At 72.0% G+C, this 16,181-nt stretch carries 11 protein-coding genes; 10 read left to right on the top strand and 1 reads right to left on the bottom strand.

What is annotated here, in order from left to right:
• The first annotated feature begins 17 nt into the window (after positions 1-17).
• Positions 18-620, top strand: a complete 603-nt coding sequence (locus ACWDD7_RS31510) for a nitroreductase family protein (RefSeq protein WP_351876795.1) — start codon at positions 18-20, stop codon at positions 618-620.
• Positions 621-671: 51 nt separating this feature from the next.
• Positions 672-1,478: a class I SAM-dependent methyltransferase gene (locus ACWDD7_RS31505; RefSeq protein ID WP_450459901.1), complete on the top strand. Its 807-nt coding sequence runs from the start codon at positions 672-674 to the stop codon at positions 1,476-1,478.
• Positions 1,479-1,483: 5 nt separating this feature from the next.
• Here the strand turns inward: ACWDD7_RS31505 and ACWDD7_RS31500 are convergent, their stop codons facing one another.
• A complete protein-coding gene (locus ACWDD7_RS31500) occupies positions 1,484-1,759 on the bottom strand; it encodes a hypothetical protein (RefSeq protein WP_450459900.1) in 276 nt (91 codons plus the stop codon).
• Between the two features lie 572 nt (positions 1,760-2,331).
• On the opposite strand from ACWDD7_RS31500, the gene ACWDD7_RS31495 reads away from it, so the two are divergent.
• The 8 genes from ACWDD7_RS31495 to ACWDD7_RS31460 are packed head-to-tail and all read left to right on the top strand — an operon-like array spanning position 2,332 to position 16,180.
• On the top strand, positions 2,332-4,197 hold the full coding sequence (locus tag ACWDD7_RS31495) for a phage tail sheath family protein (RefSeq protein WP_450459899.1): 1,866 nt from the start codon (positions 2,332-2,334) through the stop codon (positions 4,195-4,197).
• A 34-nt stretch (positions 4,198-4,231) separates the two neighbouring features.
• Complete coding sequence (locus ACWDD7_RS31490; protein WP_351876798.1) at positions 4,232-4,756, top strand: phage tail protein; 525 nt, start codon at positions 4,232-4,234, stop codon at positions 4,754-4,756.
• Between the two features lie 39 nt (positions 4,757-4,795).
• Positions 4,796-5,524 carry a T4 family baseplate hub assembly chaperone gene (locus tag ACWDD7_RS31485; protein ID WP_450459898.1) on the top strand — a complete coding sequence of 243 codons (729 nt, stop codon included), beginning with the start codon at positions 4,796-4,798 and terminating at the stop codon, positions 5,522-5,524.
• Positions 5,517-6,263: a hypothetical protein gene (locus ACWDD7_RS31480; protein WP_450459897.1), complete on the top strand. Its 747-nt coding sequence runs from the start codon at positions 5,517-5,519 to the stop codon at positions 6,261-6,263. The genes ACWDD7_RS31485 and ACWDD7_RS31480 overlap by 8 nt, the downstream gene beginning before the upstream one ends.
• Positions 6,264-6,315: 52 nt before the next feature.
• Positions 6,316-7,173: a DUF4255 domain-containing protein gene (locus ACWDD7_RS31475; RefSeq protein WP_450459896.1), complete on the top strand. Its 858-nt coding sequence runs from the start codon at positions 6,316-6,318 to the stop codon at positions 7,171-7,173.
• Positions 7,174-7,209: 36 nt separating this feature from the next.
• Complete coding sequence (locus ACWDD7_RS31470) at positions 7,210-9,180, top strand: ATP-binding protein (protein WP_450459927.1); 1,971 nt, start codon at positions 7,210-7,212, stop codon at positions 9,178-9,180.
• Positions 9,171-9,455 (top strand): hypothetical protein, encoded by a 285-nt coding sequence (locus ACWDD7_RS31465; protein ID WP_450459895.1) that lies wholly within the window; start codon positions 9,171-9,173, stop codon positions 9,453-9,455. Before ACWDD7_RS31470 ends, ACWDD7_RS31465 begins: the two co-directional genes overlap by 10 nt.
• Positions 9,452-16,180, top strand: a complete 6,729-nt coding sequence (locus ACWDD7_RS31460) for an eCIS core domain-containing protein (protein WP_450459894.1) — start codon at positions 9,452-9,454, stop codon at positions 16,178-16,180. Before ACWDD7_RS31465 ends, ACWDD7_RS31460 begins: the two co-directional genes overlap by 4 nt.
• Position 16,181: the final 1 nt, after the last annotated feature.

Genomic DNA, 16,181 nt, shown 5'->3' with positions numbered 1-16,181 from the left:
TGACATGATCGGCCGCCATGGAGTTCTCCGAGGTGATCCGCCGCAGGCGCATGGTCAGGCACTACTCCGGCAAGCCGTTGGCGCCCGAGGTGGTCGAGCGGATCCTCGCCTCCGCGCTGCGCGCCCCCTCGGCGGGCTTCTCCCAGGGCTGGGCCTTCCTCGCCCTGACCGACCCCGCGGACCGCGCCCGCTTCTGGCCCTTCGTCCCCGTCCGGGTCGAGAAGACGCCGACCATGCAGGACGCGCCGCTGGTCGTGGTGCCCCTGGCCCACAAAGAGGCCTACCTGGACCGCTACGCCGAACCCGGCAAGGGCTGGGAGGACCGCTCCGAGGACCGCTGGCCCGCGCCGTACTGGTACATCGACACCGGCATGGCCTCGCTCCTCATGCTGCTGACCGCCGTCGACGAGGGCCTCGGCGCCTGCTTCTTCGGCATCATGCCCGAACACATCCAGCCGTTCCGCGAGGAGTTCGGCATCCCCGACGCGTACGCTCCCATCGGCGCCCTCACCATCGGCTACCGCGCCACGGACCTGCCGCCGCAGAGCCCGCACGTCGAAGAGCGGCGCCGGGACGCGGACGAGGTCGTCCACCGGGGGAACTGGGGCCGGCACGGCTGAGACCGGCCGCCTGCCGGGAACCGGGCCGATCGGGCGTACGTCCCCCGCACCATGACTTCTGAGAAGCAGCACGGGAACCACCGGGACACCGACCGCACCGAGATCGCCTCGCCGTCCACGGATCAGCCGAAGGTCAACGACTACGAGGGCTTCGCCGAGGCGTACACGGCCGACAACGAGACCAACCTGCTCAATGCCCACTACGAGCGTCCCGCGATGCTGGCCCTGGCCGCAGACGTGGCCGGCCGGCGGATCCTCGACGCCGGCTGCGGCGCCGGTCCTCTCTCCGCGGCGCTGCGCGACCGTGGCGCCCTCGTGAGCGGCTTCGACGCGAGCGCCGCAATGGTGGAGCTGGCCCGGCGACGGCTCGGCGACGACGTGGACCTTCGGGTGGCCGATCTGGGCAGCCCGCTTCCCTACGCCGACGACACGTTCGACGACGTCGTCGCGTCCCTGGTGCTGCACTACCTGAAGGACTGGGGGCCGGCCCTGGCCGAGCTGCGACGCGTGCTCAGGCCCGGCGGTCGGCTGATCGTGTCCGTCGAGCATCCCTTCGCGATCAACCTCATGCACCGTCAGGCCGGCCGGGAGGCCGAGTACAACTACTTCGACACCACCAACTGGACCGACGAGTGGACCATGGGCGGCCGAACCGCCCTGATGAGTCGCTGGCACAGGCCGTTGCACGCGATGACCGACGCCTTCACCGCGGCGGGGTTCCGGATCACGGTCATCGGCGAGCCGGCCCCCGACCCCGCCGCCCGCGAGCTGTTCCCCGAAGCCATCGCGGCCGCGCCGCGCTTCCTGTGCTTCCTGTTCTTCGTCCTGGAAGCCGACCAGGCCGTTTCCGACGACTGATCACATCACGCAGGGGTGACGTGCATGCCGTCCTCGGCCAGGACGTCGGGGTCCGGGGCGGTGTGGGCGAAGGAGCCGCGCGGACAGTCGTCCAGGGCGGCGAGGCAGCCGCCGAAGCGGCCGTCCGGCCCGTTCGTCCCTTCGCCGGTGGTGGCTCGCGGGCCCGCCGGACGTCCCGGGCGCCTGAGCCGGCCTCGGTACCAGGCCTCGCGGACAGTGCCGCCCGCAGCCGCCCCGGTGTCCCTCGGGCGGCCGTCGTAGTCGTCGAGGCCGGTGAACACGAGGCCGAACCCGTTTCGGTGCCGTGCGCCGGGGCACTCGCGGCGTACGCCCTCGCACTGCCCGGCGGACGTTGGGCCGCCCGCTCACGGCGCGACAGCCCACGGCGTCACGCAAACCCGTGAAACCCGCCATCACGGAATGTGTACACCCGGGGAAGGGCCGGCGGGAGAAGGCAGAATTCCGCGAGGCCGGTACGGGGTGTCATATTCCTCCCGCACTTCCTGTGAAGATCCTTTGTTTTCGCCGTCAATGACATGCGGGTGGAATGCGAGAATACCAAGTATTTACCTTCACAAAACCTTCCTTTGGGGTGGCCGAAAGGCTCCTTGTTGCGCCGACTGCCCGTGCATCAAGGTAGATCCGTCTACGAGCATCAGGAGTCACAAGCGTTGCTTGACCCGGACGGCCGACCGCCGGCCGGGTATTGGCGGGGGAATCTGATGCGTGTGCACGTCCAGCGTTGACCGGCCGGTTGCGTGGGGTCGTCTGCCGCGCCGAAACGGAACCTGTCTCTTTGCCGCCTGCCTCTTGGTGCCCATGTCCGGTGCCCGAGACAGGGACAGGAGGGGGAATGCCGATGAGCGCGGTGAGCGCCGCCAAGCCGACGTATCCCGGCGTCTACGTCGAAGAGCTTCCCAGCAGTACCCGCACCATCTCGACCCTGACCACGTCGGTGACCGCCTTCGTCGGCCACACCCGGCGCGGTCCGCTCAACGAGCCGGTGCGCGTCACCAGCTTCGCGGAGTTCGAGCGTCGCTTCGGCGGCCTCAGCGCACGCAGCGCGGTCGGCTACGCGGTCCACCAGTTCTTCGGCAACGGCGGCACCGTCGCCGTCGTCGTCCGCGTCACCAAGGCGGGCAGCGGAAAAGCCGCCTGCGTCACCCTCAGGTCCACCGAGGGCCACAGCGACAGCGACGTCCTTGAGGTGCACGCCAAGGAACCCGGCCTGTGGGGCAACGGGCTGCGGGTGGCCGTCGACCAGGACACGCCGCACCCCGACGCCACCTTCAACCTGCGCGTCTACGACGCCCGGGGCGAGGCCCGCGAGAGCTTCACCGGTCTGTCCATGGACCCCGACGGCGCCCGCTACGCGCCCACCGTCGTCAACGCCGCCTCCCGGCTGATCCGCGTCGAGGCGGTCGGCGAGGGCCGCCCCGACCCGTCCGGCACCGTCTCCAAGCCGTTCGGCCACCGCCTGCCCGACCTCGCCGTCGACCTCACGGTCAAGATCGGCGACGTGGAGCGCGAGTTCACCCTCTACGACCCCGACATCGACGGCGAAGCCCCCTGCTCGGTCGCCGAGTTGGCGCTGCTGCTCGAACGCAAGCTGCGTGCCCTGCCCGACGCCCCCGGCAAGCACGCCTTCGCGGGCACCGAGGTCACCGCCTTCGGCCGCCGTGTCCAGGTCGTCGCGGGCTCCACCGACCCCGAGGACGTCGTCCGCTTCCTCGGCGAGTGCGCCAACGACCTCGGCCTGGAGGCCTCCGTCAACCCGCCCGTCCTCCCGCTCGCGGGCGGCGAGGACGGCGAGGCGCCCGGCCCCCGCGACCTGATCGGCTCCGAGGCCGAGAAGACCGGCATCCAGGCGCTGCGCCAGGTCGCCGACGTCAACCTCCTCGTGCTGCCCGAACTCGCCGCCTACGAGAAGACCGAGGACGCCGTCACGGTCGTCTCGGCCGCCCAGCGCCTGTGCCAGGAGCGGCGGATCTTCCTGCTCGTGGACGCCCCCGCCACCTGGGTCAGCGTGGACACCGCGCGCGCCGGTGTCGCCGCCTTCGACGCCGTCCGCGGCAACCACGCGGGCCTCTACTTCCCGCACCTCCAGCTCACCGATCCGCTCACCGGACGGCTGCGCGCCTTCCCGCCCTCCGGCGCGGTCGCCGGCGTCGTCGCACGCACCGACTCCGAGCGCGGCGTGTGGAAGGCCCCGGCCGGCACCGAGGCACGCCTCGCGGGCGTGCACTCCCTCACCGTCGACCTGACCGACCGGGAGACCGGACTGCTCAACCCGCTCGGCGTCAACTGCCTGCGCACCTTCCCGCTCACCGGTCCGACCGTCTGGGGCGCCCGCACCCTGGAGGGCACCGACGCGCTCGACAGCGAGTGGAAGTACGTGCCGGTGCGGCGGCTCGCCCTGCACGTCGAGGAAAGCCTCCAACGCGGCCTGCAATGGGTCGTGTTCGAGCCCAACGACGAGAACCTGTGGCAGCAGATCAGGCTCGCCGCCTCCTCGTACCTGCACACCCTCTTCCGGCAGGGCGCCTTCAAGGGCGGCACCCCGCGCGAGGCGTACTTCGTCAAGTGCGACAGCGACACCACCACCGACGAGGACATCGCGAACGGCGTCGTGAACGTCCTGGTCGGCATCGCACCGGTGCGCCCCGCCGAGTTCGTGATCGTGAAGATCCAGCAGACGTCCGGCCAGTTCGAGCTGTAGACCCGCGGGAATTCTGGAGAGCTGAAGGAATCCGATGGCAGAGTTCACCGTCAACGCCCATCGTTTCGACCCCTACAAGAACTTCAAGTTCCTGGTCCTGTGGGACGGTCGCACGGTCGCCGGTATCAGCAAGATCAGCCCGCTCAAGCGCACCACCGAGGTCGTCAAGCACCGCCACGGCGGCGATCCCAGCTCCCCGCGCAAGTCGCCGGGACGCTCCGAGTTCGACGGCATCACGCTGGAGCGCGGGGTCACCCACGACCCCGAGTTCGACCGCTGGGCCAACAAGGTCTGGCAGGTCGGCGCGGGCCTCGGCTCGGAGGTCTCCCTCGCCGACTTCCGCAAGGACATCGTCATCCAGGTCCTGAACGAGGCCGGCCAGGTCGCCGTCTCGCACAAGCTGTACCGGACCTGGCCCAGTGAGTACCAGGTCCTCGGTGAGATGGACGCCAACGCCAACGCGGTGGCCATCCAGTCGCTGAAGCTTGAGTGCGAGGGCTGGGAACGGGACTACGAGGTGCCCGAGCCCGAGGAGCCCTCCTTCCTCAACCCGGCCTGAGACGACGCGTGGTGAGGTGAGAGGACCCGGGGGGGGAACATGGCGAACACCGGGGCGGCCACGCTGCTGGCCACCTGGGAGGCGGGCCTTGCCGAGGCGCCCGCCGGGCGCGCCCTGCTGCTGCACGGCACGGCGCGCCCGGACCTCGACGCGGCGGCGCTGCCCGTCGTACCGCTGGGCGAGCGCGAGCACGACCTGCTCGCCCTGCGCCGCGCCCTGTTCGGGGAGCGGATGCAGGTACGGCTGGACTGCCACGCCTGCGGCGCCGACATGGAGTTCGAGCTGGACGCCGGGGAGTTCGCCCGGTCCCTCGACCGGCCCGGCCGACCGGTGGTGCAGCTGGCCGAGGACGGCTGGGACATCGTCTTCCGGCTGCCCGCCGCGGCCGACCTCACGGCCGCGGCCTGCGCCGCCGACCCCCGCACGGCCCTCCTCGCCCGCTGCCTGGTCTCGGCGGCCCACGACGGTACGCCCCGCGCCGCCGACGCCCTCCCGGCACCGGTGCAGCGGCGGATCGCCGAGGCCGTCGAGGCCGCCGACCCCGGCGCCGACGTGACGCTCAACGTCGGCTGCCCCGAGTGCGGGGCGCCGACCCGCGCCGAGCTGGACATCGCGTCGTACCTCTGGACCGAACTCGACGCCTGGGCGAGGGACGTGCTGCTCGACGTCCATCTGCTCGCCACCGCCTACGGCTGGAGCGAGCCGGAGATCCTGGCGCTGAGCCCGCTGCGCCGCCGCTACTACCTGGAGCTGTGTGCGGATGTCTGACCCCTCCGTGCCCGACCCCGTCCGGGCGCCCGACTTCCTCGACCGGCTGATCGCCCGGCACGCCGTCACGGCACCGGACACCGTCCGGGTACGGCCGCGGCTGCCCGGCCCGTTCGAACGCGTCGAGGCGGTCAGGGCCCGTGGTGCCGAGCCGGACACCGACGGCGTCACGGCGTGGCCGTCCGCCGCCCCCGCGGCCGCGCCGCCTGGGGAGGGACCACGACCCGCCACCGAGGTCCGGCGGTACACGGAGCACGAGCGGACTGTCGTCCGCACCGAACGACCCGCTGCGGAGCCGGAGTCGACGCGTGCCACCCCGCCCGTCCCGGCCGAGGCGCCGCTGCTCCGCCCCGCGGCACCCCTGACCGCCGGGCCGCACCCGGCGCCCCGCGGAGCGACGCGGGGCACCGGGCGGCCCGGCCCCGACACCGGTGGGGACCGGTCCGCGGCGTCCGTCCCCGCCCCCCTGGGGGCGGGCGCCGCTCCGGCCGCCGTCGTGCCCATGGCAGCGCGCCCCAGCGCCGCGGACACGACGGCGGCCCGTACCGCGGTGCGGCAGACCGCCGGGCGCCGCACCGGACGGGCGCCGGAACAGGTGGTGCGCGTGCAGATCGGCCGGCTGGAGGTGACGGCCGCGCAACCGCCCGCACCGGGCGGGACACGGCAGGGCGGACGCGCCGCCGAGCGGGCGGGGTCGACCCTCAGCCTGGCGGACTACCTGGCGCGGGGGCGTGAGTGAGCACGGGGGCGCGACGCCGTAGGACGACGAAGGGGATCAGGGAACTGACGCCATGAGCAACGCACTCGCCATCGCCCATGTCAGCCAGGCCCTCGCCCTGCTGATCGAGTCCCACCTCCAGCCGGAGATCGACATGGCGGTGAAGGTGGAGCCGCGCAAGCCGCCCGCCGAGCCGCCGACCGACCCGACCATCTCCGTCTTCCTCTACCAGGTCGCGCCCGACCCCTCGCGGCGCAACAGCGACCTGCCCACCCGCGCCCCCGACGGCACGCTGGTGCGCCGGGCGAGCACGGCACTCGACCTGAACTACGTGATCAGCGCGTACGGCGACGAGACCGAACTGGTCGGGCAGCGCCTCCTCGGCTCGGTCGTGCGCACCCTGCACGAGATCCCGGTCCTGCCCAGGGAGATCATCGAACTCGCGGGCGAGAAGCCCTACTTGGCGGGCAGCAACCTCGCCGAGGCGGCCCAGCGGGTGCGGTTCACACCGAACGTGATGGACGTGGACGAGACCTCGAAGCTGTGGGGGATGCTCTACCAGACCCCCTACGCCCTGTCCGTCGTCTACCAGGCCTCCCTGGTCCTCATCGACGGCCTGGAGACCCCCACACCGGCCAAGCCGGTCGAGCGCCCGCAGGTCCGGGTGCTGCCGTTCGGCGCGCCGGGAGCGCCGGTGCCGCCGCCGGTCGGGTCCCGCGCGGAAGGGGAGACCCGGGCCGAGGACCACGCGCCGCCGAAGGCGGTCGCCGAGAGCGCGCACGGGCTTTTGGCCAAGGCCGCGGCGAAGGCCCCCGCCAAGGCATCTGCCAAGGCTCCCGCGAAGGCCCCCGCGCGCGCCCGCAAGAGCACGCCGCGGACGGCGAAACCGGCACAGCCGCCCGCTCGCGGGGCGGACGGCGGGGACGACTGATCCGGCATGGGCGACGCGACGGGGGCGGGTGAGCACATGGGCACGTACGACGAGCGGCAGGCGGCCGGAGCGGGCGGCGGCGACTCGGCGCTGACCGCCGGGATCAAGCGCGTCCTGGCCCGCGTCGACGCCCACGCGGCCCGGTCCACCGGCCAGGGAGCCACGCGGGGGCATGCCGCCGCCGTACCCGTGCCCGCGGCCCCCACCACCCCGCTCGACGCGCTCGTCGCCCTCTTCGGGCTCACCCCCTTCGAACGCGACCTCGTCCTGCTCACCGCCGCCGACGAACTCGACCCCACCACCGCGGCCCGGTGCGCGGCGGCCGCGGGCGATCCGCAGCGGTCGTATCCCACCTTCTCGCTCGCCCTCGCCGCCCTCGGCGATCCGCACTGGAGCGCTCTCACCCCGGTGGCCCCCCTGCGGCGCTGGCGGATCGTGGAGCTGGAGGACGAGACCCGGCTCACCGTCTCCCGGCTCCGGCTGGACGAGCGCATCCTGCACTTCCTCCTGGATTCGCCCTATCTCGACGCCCGGTTGCACGGCCGGCTGCGCCGCACCACGGCGCCGGACGCGCTGCCGCCGTCGTACGACCTCGCCGCGAGCCGGCTCGCCGAGGGCTGGACGCCGGAGGGCCGGGGCGCCGACGCGCCGCCGGTGGTCGAGGTGACCGGCGGCGACCCGCGCAGCCGCGCCGAGATCGCGGCCGCCGCGGCCGCGCGCTGCGGGCTCGGGCTCTACGCCATGAGCGCCGAGGACGTGCCGGCCGACCCGGTCGAGCGCGACCGGCTGGCCCGTCTGTGGCAGCGGGAGGCGATCCTGCTGCCCGCCGCGCTGCTGGTGGAGGCCGGGTACCTGGACCGCGACCAGCGCGCGGCCACCGAGGCGTTCCTCGGCGGGGCCGCCGTACCCGTCGTCGTCTCCAGCGAGGACCCGCTGCCCACCGGACGCCCGAGTGCCACGCGCGTCGCCGTGCCGCGCCTGGACGACGATGAGCAACTCGCACTGTGGGCAGCCGCGTTCGACGACGTGGCCGACCTGGACGATCGCGAACTGCGCTCCCTGGTCGCACAGTTCCGGCTGCCGCCGCACGTCGTGCGATCCGCCGCTGCCGCCGTGGGCCGCCGACTGCCGCACGAGGACGACGCCGACGCCGCCGAACTCGCCTGGCGGGCGGGGCTGGACGAGGCCCGCATCGGCATGGACGAACTGGGCCGCCGGATAGAGCCGCGCGCCGGCTGGACCGACCTCGTGCTGCACGAGCGCCAGACCGCCGTACTGCGCGAGATCGTCGCACATGTGCGACGGCGGCCGACCGTCCACCAGGAGTGGGGTTTCGCGGCGACCCTGCGCCGCGGGCTCGGCGTCACCGCCCTGTTCGCGGGTGGCTCCGGCACCGGCAAGACCCTCGCCGCCGAGGTGATGGCCAAGGAACTCGGCCTGGACCTGTTCGTCGTGGACCTCTCCCAGGTGGTCAGCAAGTACATCGGCGAAACCGAGAAGAACCTGCGCCGCGTCTTCGACGCCGCCGAACGCGGCGGCGCGCTCCTGTTGTTCGACGAAGCCGACGCCCTCTTCGGCAAGCGCAGCGAGGTCAAGGACAGCCACGACCGCTACGCCAACCTGGAGGTCAGCTACCTGCTGATGCGGATGGAGGCCTACCGCGGTCTCGCCGTCCTCACCACCAACATGAAACAGGCCCTCGACACGGCCTTCCTGCGCCGGATCCGCTTCGTGGTCGACTTCCCCTTCCCGGCCGAGCACGAACGCGCCGAGATCTGGCGCCGCGTACTGCCCCCGCAGGCCCCCCTCAAGGACATCGACACGGACCTGCTGGCCCGGCTCACCGTCGCGGGGGGCTCGATCCGCAACATCGCGCTGTCCGGCGCCTTCCTCGCCGCCGAGGAGGGCGACCGGCTGCAGATGCGGCACATGCTCGCCGCCGCGCGCACCGAATACCTCAAACTGGAGCGCTCATTGACCCCCGCGGAGGTGCGCGGATGGGTGTGAACAAGCGGCCCTCGACGATCCACGTGGAGATCGGCGAACTGGTCCTGGACGGCTTCCGCGCGGACCCCGCCCGGGTCTCGGCCGCCTTCGAACGCGAACTCGCCCGCCTGGTACGGCTGCACGGCGTGCCGCTGGCGTCGTCCGGCCCCCTGGCCGTCGACGCCCTGTCCGGCCTCGCCCCGCTTCCCGCCGGCCTGTCCGCCCGCCGCCTCGGCCAGGAACTGGCCCGCGCCGTCCACGAGGGGCTCAGCGGCCACGGGGAGGTGACCCCATGAGCGCCCGCGCCCAGGACCCCGGCGCGCAGCAGTCCGCCGAACAGCGCCGCCGCAAGCGCAGGGAACGCGCCGCCAAGTCCCGTGCCCCGGAACCGAAGAACATCGTCAGCGGCGCCGGTCAGCCCCTCGACCCCGGCGTCCGCCGCGAGTTGGAGGACCGACTCGGTCACGACCTGAGCCGCGTCCGGCTGCACACCGACCGCGACGCTTCCCGGCTGACCGAACTCCTCGGCGCCGACGCCGTGGCGGTCGGCCAGGACATCCTCTTCCGCGCGGGCGCCTTCAGACCCGGCACGGACGAGGGCCGTCGCCTCCTCGTCCACGAACTCCTCCACACCGTCCAGAACCCGCACGGCCTCGGCACCCTGCGCGCCGGCCGCGAACCGGGCGCGGTCAGCCTCCCCCGGCAGGCGATCGAGCAGGAGGCCGAGTCCGCCGCCCAGGACCTCGTCCGCCCCGCCACCGAGGAGTCCGCGCCCCAGGTCTCGGAGAACCAGGCGACTCCGGGCTGGCTGCGGTACGCCACGGTGGACGCCGACCGCAACCGCGCGGAGGCGATGGACCCGGCGACCCTGCTCGACCGGCTCGCCAACTCGGTCGTGCGTTCCCTGCGCGGCGACCCGGAGGACCTGTCCCAGCGAACACGCAAGCAACTCGCCCGTCTCCCCGAAGAGTTGCTCGACGGCGTCCTCGTCCGGCTGGAGAACCGGCTGCTGGCCCCGGAACAGGACCGGGTCCTCGACCTCGTCGAGGAGGTCGGGGCGTACGACGTACGCGACCAGGATCTGGAAGTCGACGCGCACGACGCCCCGGACATCGAGCCGGACCTGGCCGAGCAGGTGCGCGCCGAGCGGGAGAACGCGCCGCGGGCGCGGGAGCGGCGGCGCGCGGAGGACGAGCGGCCGGGCCTGGCACCGGGACCGGAGAAGGAGCGGGACGGCGACGAGGGCGCGGCCGGCAGCACACCGCGCAACGGCGGTACGCCGGAGCACGGGACCACGCCGCAGGGCGGGGACGCGCCGCACCGCGCGCAGGAGAAGGCACCGGGGGCGAAGGGGCCGCAGGGCTCGGCACCGGCGGCGGCCCCCGCCCGGCAGGAGCAGGCCGCGCCGTCCGCCGCCTCCGGCGGAACGCCGGGCGGCGGACAGCGCGGCGACACCGAGACGGCGGCACCCGCCGGGCGGGAAGAGAGCGGGAAGGAGGACCCGGGCGGCCGGGAGCCGGCCGAGGAGACGCGGACGCCGGCCGCGAGCGAGGAGGAGTCCGCGGCGCGCAACCGCCCGGGTGCGGCCGACGCCGCCGTGGCCGGACAGCAGGTGAAGCCGCAGGACAAGGGCGGCCGCGAGAAGCCCACCGGTTCGCCGACGGTCTCCGGCACGGACACGCGGCTCCCGGGCCCGTTCAGCACCCTCGAAGGCCGACGCAACCAGGACGTCGAAGGACCCGAGGAGGAGGCCGACGACGATCCCTTCGGCTCCGGCGGCGAGTCGGAGGTGGAGGTCGGGGGCGGGGAACGGAGCGCCTGGGACGTCAGACTCCAGCCGGAGGACTTCCTGCCCGCGCAGGACCTCGACGTGTCCGCCGTACCGACCGCGGAGAAGCTCGCCCCGGGCGCGTCCGCGGCCTCGTCGGTCCCGTCCTTCCCCGCCGCCCCGCCGACCAAGGCGGACCAGGTACAGGCCGAGCGTGACGCGGAGGACGCAGAGGAGGCGGCGGCCGCGCCGGAGGAGGAAGGGCCCGAGCCCGGCGCGGAGCCGGAGCCGGGGCCGTCCGCGCGGGAGACCGAGGGTGGTGCGGACGGCGGTGCCGGGCCGGTCGGCCTCGGTCCCGCGGTGGAACAGGCCGCCGCGCTGCCGCCGGTGTCCGGCACCCGGGACCCCAAGAGCGGCGACGACCCCAAGGCGGGCCCGGTCGCCGCGCAGACCACGGTGCAGCAGGCGGGCAGGGCCGAGGGAGCGTCCGATGCCGGCAGCGCGGCCGGGGAGACGGCCGCGAAGGAGGAGAAGGGCACCGCCGCCGCGGGGGACAAAAGCGCCGGCGGCCAGGAGAAGGAGTCCCCGAAGGCGACCGGCGGTCAGTCGGCGCAGGGGGACACCGAGGCGAGGCAGCCGGGTGGGAGCGGTGCGGGGGCCCCGGCGGTGCCGGGTGCCGGACCGGAGGAGGTCGCGGTGGCGGCCGAGGCCGGGGCCGGGGCCGCGGTCCAGGGGGCTTCGTCCGGAGCGCCGGGTGCGCCGAGTGGGTCCGGAGCGGATGCGGCAGCGGCACACGAGTCGCGCAGGACATCGCACGGCCGGGCGGAGGCGTCGGCCCCGAAGCCCACGTCGGCGTCCGCGTCGGCCGCCGCGCAGTCCGGGCCGGCACCGGAGTCGGCAAAGGGGCCCGACGAACCCGAGGCCGCGCCGGCGCCGAAGGCCGCGACGGGCGGAGCGTCGCGCAGCGGCGGTGGTGCCGGGGGCGGCGGCGGGGCCGCCCCGGCTCGGTCCAAGGGCAAGAAAGACTCCGCCCCGGCCCCCGACCTCTCCGGAGTCTCCCCGGAGGCGGGCCTGACGACTGCCTCGAAACTCAAGCCCCACAAGGCACTTCAGGCCATGGGCGGCGTCGGCGGCGCGGTGGACCGCTCCGTCGGCGACGAGCACGAGGCGCTCGCGTCCGCACCCCCCTCGATGCAGCGCCCGGCGGGGGCGCCGCAGACGCTGTCGGGCAAGCCGAGGACGGACGCCCCGGCCGAGTACTCGCAGGACAAGCCGCAGGAAGCCCAGGCGCCGGAGCAGAAGGACGCCGAGGTCACCGGCGAGAAGAAGCCCGAGGGCCAGATCGAGGCGGAGAAGGCCGAGGAGCCCGGCGGCTGGGACACCTTCAAGATGGCGCTCGGCTTCATCGGCGGCAAGATCGTGAACGGTATCGCCGGCTTCTTCGGCGCCGACAAGCCGGTGGTGGATCCGCAGGCGCTCGCCGCCAAGTTCGCCGGGCTCCCGACGAAGGACGAGGCCCTGAAGCAGGCTCGGGCGGGCGACGCGCCGGGCGTCGGGATGACGGGCGCGGCGGAGCAGACGGCCGGCGAGCAGGACGGTCATGTCGACGACAAGGGCCAGGAGACCATCAGCACGGGCCGCGACGACGCCGGCCGGGGGATGGGCGAGGACCAGGTCTACCCGGACGCCCCCAAGGAGAGGATGACCGCCAAGGTGCCCGGCGCGCAGGGCGGTCAGGGCGGGGCGGTCGACAGCGGCGGGGCGACCGGCGCGGTGCCTCCGGAGGCGGCCTCCGAGGTGGCGGAGCACGACCGCGGTCCACAGTTCCGGGCGGCGTTCACCGACGGCGCCAAGAGCATGTCCGAGGGCAGGCAGGCCAAGGACCGCGACGTCCGCGACGCGCAGGACCGGCACAAGAAGAAGGTCGACGCCGAGATCGAGGCGAACACCAGGTCGCAGGCCGGCGAGCGCCAGAAGGCCATGGGCGAGGTCACCGCCCAGCGCGAGGACTGGCGCAAGGAGCAGGACGGGCAGCTCAAGTCCCTCGGCGACAAGAAGAGCGAGCGGCACGACAAGGTACGCAAGGACGTCGAGGAGAAGGAGAAGAAGACCGACGACGACGTCGACAAGGAGAAGGAGGGCAGCGACAAGAAGATCCGGGACGAGAGCGACAAGGCCGAACGCGACGCGGCCCAGAAGCGCGACGGCGCCGCCCAGGAGTCGGGCAACTGGGTCAGCAAGGCCTTCGACTGGATCAAGCAGAAGGTCATCGAGATCAAGAACGCGATCGTCCGGGTCATCCGGGCGGCGCGGGACGCGGTCGTCGGCTTCATCAAGAACTTCAAGGACACGGTCGAGCGCTGGATCAACGAGGCCCGCAGGAACATCGTCGACGCGATCAAGAACCTCATCAAGGACCTGATCGAGTTCGCGGTGGCGATGGTGCGGGCCGTGATCGAACTCGCCGCGCGGATCCGCAAGTTCGTCACCGACCTCGTCTCGGCGGCGATCGCCCTGGTCAACCGTCTCGCCCAGGCGCTGAAGCAGGCTGTGAGCGACCTCCTCGACGCCATCGGCAAGCTGCTCAGCAGCCTCCTTGACGTCCTGAAGAAGGCGCTCCAGGCGGCGGTCAAGGCGGTCGTCGCGGCGGTGAGGTCGGTCCTGGAGTTCGCCTCGAAGCTCCTGGGCGCGCTGGGCGCCTGGATGATGATCGCGGTCGACTTCCTCTCCGACCCGGGCGGCTGGCTCAGCGGCGCGAAGAACTCGGCGGTGGACGGCGCGAAGAACCACCTCTTCCGCGAGGTGTCCACGGCCGTCAAGTCATGGTTCCAGGAGAAGATCCAGGAGATCATCGGCGTCCCCAAGGCGATCATCGACCAGCTGATCAAGGGCGGCATCTCCCTGGACCAGATCGTCAAGGAGGCCTGGGACGCCGTCGTTCCCCAACTCCCGCTCATCATCGGCGAGCTGGTGATGACCAAGGTCGTCGCGAAGCTCATTCCCGGTGCAGGCTGGGTGATGGCGGTCATCGACGCGATCCGCACGGCCTGGGGTGCCCTCAGCGCGATCCTCCGCTCCCTGGAGGCGGTCCTCACCTGGCTCAGGGCGGTCCGCGTGGGCGGCGCGGGCCTCCTCTTCGCCAAGGCCGTCGCCGCGGGCGTCGTCGCCCTCCTGGAGGTCCTCTACCAGGCTCTCCTCAACCAGATCGGCAAGTACGTCGCGAAGGTGGGGAAGCGGCTGAGGGGCGTCGCGGCGAAACTGACCAAGGGAAAGTTCGGCAAGCCCGGTCGGCGCGGGCGCGGGGGCGGAGAGGACGGCGAGGGCGGGAGCCCGGCGAAGAGGGCCAAGGACGAGTCCACCGACCACAAGTCCGACTCGGACGCCAAGTCGCCGAAGCCGGCCCACGGCAAAGACGGCGCCCCCGGCAGACCGAAGCCCTCCGACGACACCAAAACCCCCACGTCCAAGGACAAGAACGGCCGCCCGAAGGCCCCCGGCGAGAAGCCGGACACCCAGCCCACCCCGTCCGCCAAGTCGAAGCCCGAGCCGGAGCCGCGCCCGAAGCCGAAGACCGAGGCGGAGCCGGGCACCAAGCCGAAGACGGACAAGGACTCCGCCGCGCCGAAAGAAGGGGGCAAGGACTCCACCAGCCCGAAGGACCGTGACGGTGGCGGAAGGAAGCCGAAGGACGAGCACGGCAAGGACGGCGACCACGACAGGACGAAACCCGAGTCCGAGCCCAAGCCCGCGGAGAAAGGTCCTGACGAGCCTGGGTCGGGCAAGGGGCGGGGGCGGTCGAAGAACAAGGATCACGAGGACCCGCGCAAGGAAAAGGACCCGCACAAGGGCAAGGACGCGCGTAAGGGCAAGGACCCGCACAGGGACAAGGACACGCGTAAGGGCAAGGACCCGCACAAGGACAAAGACCCGCACAAGGACAAGCAGGAAAAGAAAGACCGTCGCAAGAAGGACGAGGACTCTCCGGAGTCGAAGGAGAAGCGGCTGTCGGAGATCGTCGCGCGAATGCGCCCCACGCTGTCAAAGCTGCTTTCGAAGGGCGTAGGACGCGTCGTGCACCGTTCGACCCTGGCGGGACTGCGGATCTGGTACCGGCTGACGGAACTCGCGGTCCAGGGCACCTCGTCCTTCGACGATCTCGCCGTTCTGAATCCGCGCAAGATCGTCATCAATGGCAAGGAACTCCCTTCGGAACCCGTCCTCCTTTACATCCGCAACCTGGAGGAGGACATCCTGGCCCAGGCGCAGCAGTTGCAGGCGGCGGGAGGGGGCGGGCAGCAGATCGGTGCCACGCGTGAACAGACACCGGGAGGGAAGAGGCCACGGCTTCGCGCGAATATTCCGACGCAAATGGACATCGCATCCGCTCACACGCAGCTGAGGAACTCGGGCCTGGTCACGCAGGTCATGAACTGGGGTGGGGCGGAGACATGGCGGAGCCGCCTGCCGAGCGGACCATATTTTCAGAAGTTCCGTGACGGAAAGACTTACCAGGAAAGAGAGTGGAACCCGAACTCGTCGACGGCGTACAGCGAGATTCTCAAGCGCCTCCAGCGTTCCCAGCACACCAGTGACATTGCCCGTACTCTCGGACGGTGGCACTCCGACCGGCGGAGTCAACTTCCGTACGAGGAAACGGAAGACGTTTCGCTCGTCGGCTCGCTCGCCTATCTCGGCGAGCGGGACCGGAACCCGGGAAACATGGTGAACAGTGTCCTTCTGGCCGATCTGTACAACCAGGTTCCCGACCCTGACCGGAAGCGTGAGATCCTGCGCCTTCAGCGCACCTTCACTCTGCAGCCCATGATTCCTGCGGGGGCTCCGGCCGGGGCGAAGATTCTGCCGGATTATCTCGACGGGCCGCCAGGAGCCCTGGATCGTGCGATCGAACAGATGCAGGACGAACTCCGCATGGCCGACAGTCATCCGGACGCGGCCCTCGACGACGTTCGCGGATACCTTGATAGATTCAGAGAGGAAAAAGAAAAGGGTGGTCGCAAGGATCGCAGTCGAGTCCAGCGCAAGCGTCCGGGACTGGCAGAGTTGAGGAAGTTGCAGGATGCGAACAATCTGGCGAACAGGGAAGTGCAGTTGATCGAGAAGTGGTTCGAGACTGTGTACAGGGGCACCGACTTCGGTTCCGGGCTCAGTGAGGAGGAGATGTACCGAGAAATTCGCGAGAAGATCAAGAGCAGGATGCAAGGTGTCTTCCCGTGGTGGACACCGCAGGTTTGAT

The organism is Streptomyces sp. NPDC001056 (assembly GCF_053598955.1).
This window is presented reverse-complemented; position numbering and strand designations above follow the sequence as displayed.

Coding starts and splice junctions, on each gene's coding strand:
- ACWDD7_RS31510 (WP_351876795.1), top strand. CDS start 18: ATGGAGTTCTCCGAGGTGATCCGCCGCAGGCGCATGGTCAGGCACTAC.
- ACWDD7_RS31505 (WP_450459901.1), top strand. CDS start 672: ATGACTTCTGAGAAGCAGCACGGGAACCACCGGGACACCGACCGCACC.
- ACWDD7_RS31495 (WP_450459899.1), top strand. CDS start 2,332: ATGCCGATGAGCGCGGTGAGCGCCGCCAAGCCGACGTATCCCGGCGTC.
- ACWDD7_RS31490 (WP_351876798.1), top strand. CDS start 4,232: ATGGCAGAGTTCACCGTCAACGCCCATCGTTTCGACCCCTACAAGAAC.
- ACWDD7_RS31485 (WP_450459898.1), top strand. CDS start 4,796: ATGGCGAACACCGGGGCGGCCACGCTGCTGGCCACCTGGGAGGCGGGC.
- ACWDD7_RS31480 (WP_450459897.1), top strand. CDS start 5,517: ATGTCTGACCCCTCCGTGCCCGACCCCGTCCGGGCGCCCGACTTCCTC.
- ACWDD7_RS31475 (WP_450459896.1), top strand. CDS start 6,316: ATGAGCAACGCACTCGCCATCGCCCATGTCAGCCAGGCCCTCGCCCTG.
- ACWDD7_RS31470 (WP_450459927.1), top strand. CDS start 7,210: ATGGGCACGTACGACGAGCGGCAGGCGGCCGGAGCGGGCGGCGGCGAC.
- ACWDD7_RS31465 (WP_450459895.1), top strand. CDS start 9,171: ATGGGTGTGAACAAGCGGCCCTCGACGATCCACGTGGAGATCGGCGAA.
- ACWDD7_RS31460 (WP_450459894.1), top strand. CDS start 9,452: ATGAGCGCCCGCGCCCAGGACCCCGGCGCGCAGCAGTCCGCCGAACAG.